The sequence below is a fragment of the Streptomyces sp. NPDC030021 genome, from assembly GCF_055574035.1.
The window spans coordinates 1-6666 of record NZ_JBVIAH010000026.1 but is presented as its reverse complement, the minus strand read 5'-3'; the positions used below and the strand labels follow the sequence as shown (position 1 = coordinate 6666).

At 76.4% G+C, this 6666-nt stretch carries 7 protein-coding genes and 1 tRNA gene; 5 read left to right on the top strand and 3 right to left on the bottom strand.

Features of this window, described 5'->3' with window-relative positions; all coding sequences use genetic code 11:
* Positions 1-153 precede the first annotated feature (153 nt).
* On the top strand, positions 154-657 hold the full coding sequence (locus ACZ4YL_RS35490; RefSeq protein ID WP_468122051.1) for a hypothetical protein: 504 nt from the start codon (positions 154-156) through the stop codon (positions 655-657).
* Between the two features lie 123 nt (positions 658-780).
* Here ACZ4YL_RS35490 and ACZ4YL_RS35485 read toward each other — a convergent pair whose 3' ends face one another.
* A complete protein-coding gene (locus ACZ4YL_RS35485; protein WP_468122049.1) occupies positions 781-1902 on the bottom strand; it encodes a glycosyltransferase in 1122 nt (373 codons plus the stop codon).
* A gap of 424 nt (positions 1903-2326) precedes the next feature.
* Between ACZ4YL_RS35485 and ACZ4YL_RS35480 the strand changes: the two genes are divergently transcribed.
* From ACZ4YL_RS35480 to ACZ4YL_RS35465, 4 genes are all read left to right on the top strand, one after another.
* Positions 2327-2401, top strand: a tRNA-Trp gene (locus ACZ4YL_RS35480).
* Between the two features lie 635 nt (positions 2402-3036).
* A complete protein-coding gene (locus tag ACZ4YL_RS35475) occupies positions 3037-3162 on the top strand; it encodes a hypothetical protein (RefSeq protein WP_468122047.1) in 126 nt (41 codons plus the stop codon).
* Between the two features lie 92 nt (positions 3163-3254).
* The gene (locus ACZ4YL_RS35470) at positions 3255-3644 is read left to right on the top strand and encodes a hypothetical protein (RefSeq protein WP_468122046.1); all 390 of its coding nucleotides are present in this window, start codon (positions 3255-3257) and stop codon (positions 3642-3644) included.
* Positions 3645-3698: 54 nt separating this feature from the next.
* Entirely contained in the window at positions 3699-4370 is a 672-nt protein-coding gene (locus ACZ4YL_RS35465) for an HAD family hydrolase (protein WP_468122044.1), read from the top strand.
* A gap of 204 nt (positions 4371-4574) precedes the next feature.
* Here the strand turns inward: ACZ4YL_RS35465 and ACZ4YL_RS35460 are convergent, their stop codons facing one another.
* Positions 4575-5090: a nuclear transport factor 2 family protein gene (locus ACZ4YL_RS35460; RefSeq protein WP_468122043.1), complete on the bottom strand. Its 516-nt coding sequence runs from the start codon at positions 5088-5090 to the stop codon at positions 4575-4577.
* Positions 5091-6578: 1488 nt separating this feature from the next.
* Positions 6579-6653, bottom strand: a complete 75-nt coding sequence (locus ACZ4YL_RS35455; RefSeq protein WP_446678336.1) for a hypothetical protein — start codon at positions 6651-6653, stop codon at positions 6579-6581.
* Positions 6654-6666: the final 13 nt, after the last annotated feature.

Below are 6666 nucleotides of genomic sequence, written 5' to 3'. Positions count from 1 at the left end.
CCCTCTTACCCTCCGACCCCCTTTCATTTTCCTCCGAATTTCCTTACCCTTCTTCTTCGGGTCCGTTGTCTGGCCCATCCCCCCCCCCCCCCCCCCCCCCCCCGGGGCCGGCTCGCTGCGGGGGTTGTCCGAGCGGTCTCGTAGCCTGGGCCCATGAGCACCGCTGAGCCGGAAGCCGTCCCGGAAGAGGCGCCCGGGCGATACCTGCCGATCATCGACGGGATGCTCGCGCAGCCCTTCCCGGCGACGGACTTCGAGGACGCCACCGGCTACGGCGGCCCGGCCTGTCGCGTCCGTGTGCTGCGCGCGAGCCGGGACTTCTGGGACGACGAGTACCACAGGGCCCTGGAGCGGGCCGACGCGGAGATGAGCGCCGAACTCGGCGCTCTGGCCGCGGCCCTCACGGTGCGCTGGGGCGATCCGCTCACCGTCTGCCTCGGGTCGTACCTGGAGGCCGGCTCCGACGGGAGGAGGGCCCCGGAGCTGATCGAGCGCCTCTCCCAGAGCGCCTGCAGCATGCAGGCGTGGACCGTCCCGGACAGCGGCCGCTGGATCGGCCTCACCGTCGGGCAGCACGACACGGAACTCCCCCTCGAACTCACGGCCGTGGTCAGCCGCACCCCCCTGCCCGCCCCGAGCGCGGACGGCGGAGGCTGAGCGCAGAGCCGCGTACGGAACCCGACGCGGGGGTCCGGGCGGGGTGCGGGCGGGGTGCACACCGGGTCCGTACGGCCGTCGGCCGGGCCGGCCGGCCGGCCGTACGGACCCGGTGTGCGCTCCTCAGGAGGCGGCCAGGGCCTCCAGGGCGGGGACCGTTTCGGCCGGGGTCGGCAGGGCCGCGTTCTCCGCCCGGAGGCGGGCGGCCCCCTCGCGCAGGGCCGGGTCGGCGGTGAGGCGGGTCAGGAGCGGGGCGTCGACGTCGCCGGAGGCGGAGCGCAGGGCGGCGCCGGTGGCGGTGAGCGCGTCGGCATTGGTGAAGTGGTCGGCGCCCTGGGGAAGCAGGAGCTGGGGCAGGCCGGCCTGCAGGGCGGTGAGCAGGGTGCCGGAGCCGCCGTGGTGGATCAGCGCGTCGGAGGCGGTCAGCAGCTCGGCGAGCGGGACCCAGGGCAGCGGGCGGACGTTGTCCGGGAGGGTGCCGAGCGGGCCGAGGTCGGCGTCGCCGACGGCGAGCAGGAACTCGGCGTCCACCGACGCGGCGGCCTCGACCAGGCGGACGATGGCGCGGACGCCGTCCACCGCGGTGAGCACGGTGCCCAGGGTGATGGCGACGCGCGGACGGCTTTGGCGCCGGAGCAGTCCGGCGGGGACGGTGCCGCCGCCGTTGTAGGGGAGGTAGCGCACGCGCAGGCCGCCCGGGTCGCCGCCGAGCGAGGCGGGAACGATGTTCAGCGCGGTGGGCTCGGCCGGGGCGTCCACCCCGTACGTCCCGTACGCCTCGGTGAAGTTGGCGGCGAGCCGGGCGACCATGTCCAGTCCCGAGGTGACGCCGAAGTTGTGGACCACCGACGGGATCCCCAGTCTGGCCGCGACCAGCGGGGCCGACGCCTGGAAGGAGTCGTAGACCAGCAGGTCGGGGCGCCAGCTTTCGGCGGCCTCCAGCAGCCCGTCCACGGTGGAGCGGGAGACGAGCGCGAAGCCGTGGGCCGCCCGGTCGAGGATCTGGTCCGTGGTCATGTCCGGTGCGACGTAGCGCACTTCCTGGTCCGGGGACTGGTCGAAGACGTCCCGGATGCTGCGGCCGTCGCCGATCTCGACGATCGGGAAGCCGCTCTCGCGGAGCCGGCCCAGGGGCTGCGATCCCGCGAACAGCACCTCGTGGCCGGCGGCGCGCAGGGCCTGGGCGGTCGGGATCATCGGGAAGAGGTGGCCGGCTGCGGCCGGTCCGGTGAAGAGTATGCGCACGGCTTCTCCTTGCCATCGGTCTGCCGGTCAGGGCGGGTCGTGCGGGCCCGTCCCGGTTCCCTCCGGTGAACCGACGCACACGCACGTCGCGTTCCCTCCGAAGGATCGATAACCGGACGTTCTCGGGTGCGCCTGTCCGGGAAGGGTGCAATGCACTCCCGGGCGGCGGCCGTACCGGAGGCAGGGCCGGGGGCGGCCGGGCCGGGGGCGGCCGGGCCGGGGGCGGCCGGGCCGGGGGCGGCCGGGCCGGGGGCGGCCGGGCCGGGGGCGGCCGGGCCGGGGGCGGGGGCGGGCCGGGGACGGGGGCGGGCCGGGGACGGCTTTCTGCGCCGCCGGGCGCGGGGCGGCACCGGGCGCGGGGCGGCACCGGGCGCGGGGCGCCGCCGGGCGCGCGGGGCGGCACCGGTACGATCCCGGGACGGGCGGGGCCGTAGCGCAGAGGTCGACGCGCGCGGTCTCCAAAATCGCGAGGACGCCGGTTCGATTCCGGCCGGCTCCGCCCGCCCCGGGTCCGGGCCCGCCCCGGCCGGTGATCACGCAGGCGGGGGCCGGGAGGGCCTTCGGTCCGCCAGGGCGTCACGACGGCAGCGTGTGCGGGCCGGCCGGGCCGGCGTTCGCGCGTCCCGCGCAGCGGGACCGGCAGCCGTCGTACCCGAGGCCGTTCACCGTGTCCGGCAAACCGGGCGGACCGGGCGGACCGACGGACGGTCAGGCCACGGGCGTGGACCGCTTCGTGCAGGAGGTGTCCGGCGGGGAGTGGAAGGCGGCGGCGGAGCGCCGGCGGCGTGTCGCAGTTCGCGGAGCCGGCGGTGCAGGTGCGCAGGACCGCGGTGGCGGCGCCCGGCCGTGACGCGGCGGGGCCGCCGTGCTGTCGCCGGCCGCGGAGGCCGGCCGCGGCGCGTGCGGCCGCTTCGCGGACCGTCCGGGCTTCACGGCCCCGGACGGGGTGGTCCCGGGGACCGGGCGGAAAGGCGGGGCAGCCGAAGCCCGGCGGGCTGCTCACGTACACGCTCACGCACGAGGTGACCGGTCCCGCGGCTGCCCGTGCTGAACCCGGACGGCGGTAGGCCGCCGGTCACATGCCCGCTGCGGCGCGCGGAGCGCATGAAGGGCAGGAAGCGGCGGAGCCCGGACGTGAAGGGGAGCCTGACGGCCGTGACGGTGTTCCCGCCCGGCGGCATCCCGGGCCCGGCCGGGGTGGCGGCCTGCACCTGCCCGCGGCCGCGGCTGGCGGAGGCCGCCGGCGAGCGGGCCGGCTGAGCCGGCCCGGGTCCTCGGCGGCGGCCGCGGAAGCGGCCCGCCCGGCGAGTGCCGGCCCCCCGGAGCCCCTCTTCCCTGTCAGGATGGGGCCCGTGACCGAATCTCATGCGTGGACGGACCCGTGGTGCGGGGGTGGGGGGTCCGCCCTCTCCCTCTGGTCGAAGGACTCGGTCCTGTCGATCGGCTCGGTCGGCTCGGTCCTGTCGATCGGCTCGGTGGGCTCGGTGCTGTCCATCGGCTCCGTGGGCTGCGCACTCTGCGCCGCCTCCATCGGTTCCTCCCTGTCCGTGCTCTCCGCCGCCTCCTGGCTCAGCACGGGCTCGCTGCTGTCCGCGCGCTCGCGCTGGTCGGTGCTGTCCTGGCGCTCACGCGACGGCTTCATGGTGGCCGGCGTCGCCGCCGCGACCGCCGCCGCCGGGCTCGCGCTGCACTTCGGTGCGCGCCGCGGCGGCCGCCGGAAGAGTGTCCTGCCCCTCCCCTGATACGGGGCCGCCGCGCGCTCCTTGCGGGACCCGGCAGGCCCCTATGCTGCCGGGATGATCAAGCCGATTGAACTCGTCATATTCGACTGCGACGGAGTGCTCGTCGACACCGAACGCATCGCCGTGCAAGTCCAGATGGCCCTGGGAGCGGAGCTCGGCTGGCCGCTGACCCACGAGGAGGCCGTCGACCGGTTCATCGGGCGTTCCAAGGAGTCGATCTGCGAACAGATCGCGCAGCGGCTGGGCGAGGAGACGGCCGCCGTGTGGTGGGAGCAGCTCCTGCGGCGCCACCGGGACGCGGTGGACAGCGGGCTGGAGGCGGTCGACGGGCTGCCCGAGGCACTGGAGGAGATCACCCTGCCGGTGTGTGTCGCCTCCAGCGGCTCGCACGGCAAGATGCGCCACACCCTTGGTGTCACGGGGCTCTACGAACGTTTCGCGGGCCGCATCTTCAGCGCTGCCGAGGTGGCCCGCGGCAAGCCCGCCCCCGACCTGTTCCTGCACGCGGCACGGCGGATGGGCGTCGACCCCGCCGCGTGCGTGGTCGTGGAGGACAGCCGCCCCGGCGTCCAGGCCGCCCGCGCCGCCGGGATGCGCGTCTTCGGCTACGCGGGCGGGCTCACCCCGCCGGAACGGCTCGCGGGCCCGGGCACCGTCGTCTTCGGCGACATGCGCGAACTGCCCGGCCTGGTCACCGGGCAGCACCAGGTCCGGTCGCCGAAGTAGCGTCGGTCAGGCCCGCGGCGTCCGCTGCCGTGGGCTCTCCCCAGGCCCGCCAGGGGCACAGGGCCTGGGGGAAGCATCGCAAGGCGCAGGAGCGCCCGCGTACTGACTGGACGTACTCGGGTGTGCTGCGACAACGCGGCCAGGCGCGGTGCCCGACCCCGCTCCCCGATCCGGCCTGAGCGGCATGACACCCCCTTGGCGGCGTCAGGTGGCGGGCGGGTTCCAGCCGGCGGGCAGGCCGGACTGGGCAAGGACGGTGGCCAGGCTGTAGTGGTCCTGGTCGGAGACGATGCGGCAGTGGTTCCTGTCGAGGCCGAGCCGGGTGGTCATCGGTACGGCGAAGGGCTTGGGTGCGCCCTTGAGGCGGCCGGAGTAGACGGCCCGGACGGTGATGCGGCCGCCGTCGAGGCGGGTGGTGCGCAGGGTGACGCGGACGTTGTCGATGAGGGTGTCGGCGCGGGCCTTCCACCCCGCGATCTCCTTGCGGCCGCGGAAGGTGACGCCGACGGCTTCGTCGGTGTAGGTGCCGTCGGCGGTGAACAGGGCGCCGAGGGCCTGGGGTTCGGTGCCGTTCCAGGCGCGGGCCCAGGCGGCGGCGATCCCCGGCGTGCGGCGGCCGGTGTCCTGTGCGGTGGAGGCGGTGGAGGCGGTGGAGGCGGTGGCGCAGAGGGAGGCGGCGGCGGTCAGCACGGTGAGGGTACGCAGTGCGCGGGACGTCATGGCGGATGCTCCTGGGAGTGCGGGTGCGGTCGCGACGGCGACGGCGACGGCGACGGTGGCGGTGGGCGGGTTGGGGGGGTCGGCGGCCGGGTGGGCGGCGGGGCCGTTGCGGGCCGGGGGCGCCGGTGTGCCGCCCCGTCCGGCTGTGTACGTGCAGCCTTCATGGGACACAGACTCGTGCCGGGCGGTGTCCGGTCTCCAGGCCCTGCAGGGGCTGGAGGCTGTCCGGCACTGCCCACTGCCGTCCACCCGGGGCCGGGCCCGGGGCCGGGGCCAGGGCCGGAGCCCGGGGGCCGGGGGCCGGGGGCCGGGGCCAGGGGCCAGGGCCCGGGGCCCGGGGCCAGGAGCCGGAGCCCGGGGCCAGGGGCCAGGAGCCGGAGCCCGGGGCCCGGGGCCAGGAGCCGGAGCCAGAGCCGAGGCCAGGGCCGGAGCCGGGGTGCGGTCACGGGGCCGGGGCCGGGGCCGGAGCCGGGGTGCGGTCACGGGGCCGGGGCCGGACCTTGCTGCTGGCTGGACGGCGCCCGTTCGCCGTGGCCGCGTGTGCGGCGCTGCCTCAGGCGGTGACGAAGGCGGGCAGGCGCTCGTCCTGCGGTACGCCGCGGGGCAGGCTCAGACCGGACCGGGTCTCTGTGAGTGCCGGTGTGCGTGGTCCCCGTCCCGGTCCCGGCAGGACTGGGCCGGGCCGTGCGTACCGGCCGCCGGAGTGCAGGACACCGGCCGCCACCGGTTCGGGCAGCAGGAGGTCCGGCCGCCCACCCCGTGCCCAGAACTCTTCCCCGGTCCCGGAGCCGCAGACGTCCACGCCGCTCCCCCGCGCAGGAGAACATCGCCGCCGCGGGGGGGCACGGACGGGTCGGGGCGGATCGCCTCCACCGCGTTACGGCAGAGGCCGGCCGGCCGTGCCGCGCCATCCCCCGGCCCGTACGCGACAGCGAAGAACCATCCGCCGTACGCGCCGGCCCGCACCACGTCCTCGCCGTCCGCCACCGGGCCGGAAACCCATGTGCCAAGCCCGCGGGTCCGTGACCGGCACGCGGATCGGCGACACGACGGATCCGTGGACATCCCCCCTGTGCGCGCTCCCGGTTCCCGCGGCATGATGCCGTGCCCGAAGACCACGCTGTCCTGCCGCTCGTCTTCCCGGTCCGCAAGCCACCCGACGCCGTCACGCACGACACCCGCCCCGCCCGCCCCGCCCGGCATGCCCTGTGCCGCCGCCTGTTCCCGGCCGGTGATCACACCGGTCACAGGGCGTGACAGGCCTGCAGGCAACCGGGCCCGGTCCGGCCAGCCGCCCCGCCGAGCCGCGGAGGGCCGCGGAGGGCGGCGGAGGGCCGCGGAGGGCGGCGGAGGGCGGCGGCCCGGCCGCCGGATACGCGAGAACGCCCGGCCGGAAGGTCCCGGCCGGGCGTTCTCGTACGTCTGCTGCGCTACACGGTGCCGCGCGCTGCTGGCGCTGCTGCTGGTGCTGCTGGTGCTGTTGGTGGCTTAGTACCAGTGGTTGGCGGACCAGAAGTTCCAGGCGCCGACGGGGCTGCCGTAGCGGTCGTTCATGTAGTCCAGGCCCCACTTGATC

Coding starts and splice junctions, on each gene's coding strand:
- ACZ4YL_RS35460 (WP_468122043.1), bottom strand. CDS start 5,090: ATGACGTCCCGCGCACTGCGTACCCTCACCGTGCTGACCGCCGCCGCC.
- ACZ4YL_RS35490 (WP_468122051.1), top strand. CDS start 154: ATGAGCACCGCTGAGCCGGAAGCCGTCCCGGAAGAGGCGCCCGGGCGA.
- ACZ4YL_RS35465 (WP_468122044.1), top strand. CDS start 3,699: ATGATCAAGCCGATTGAACTCGTCATATTCGACTGCGACGGAGTGCTC.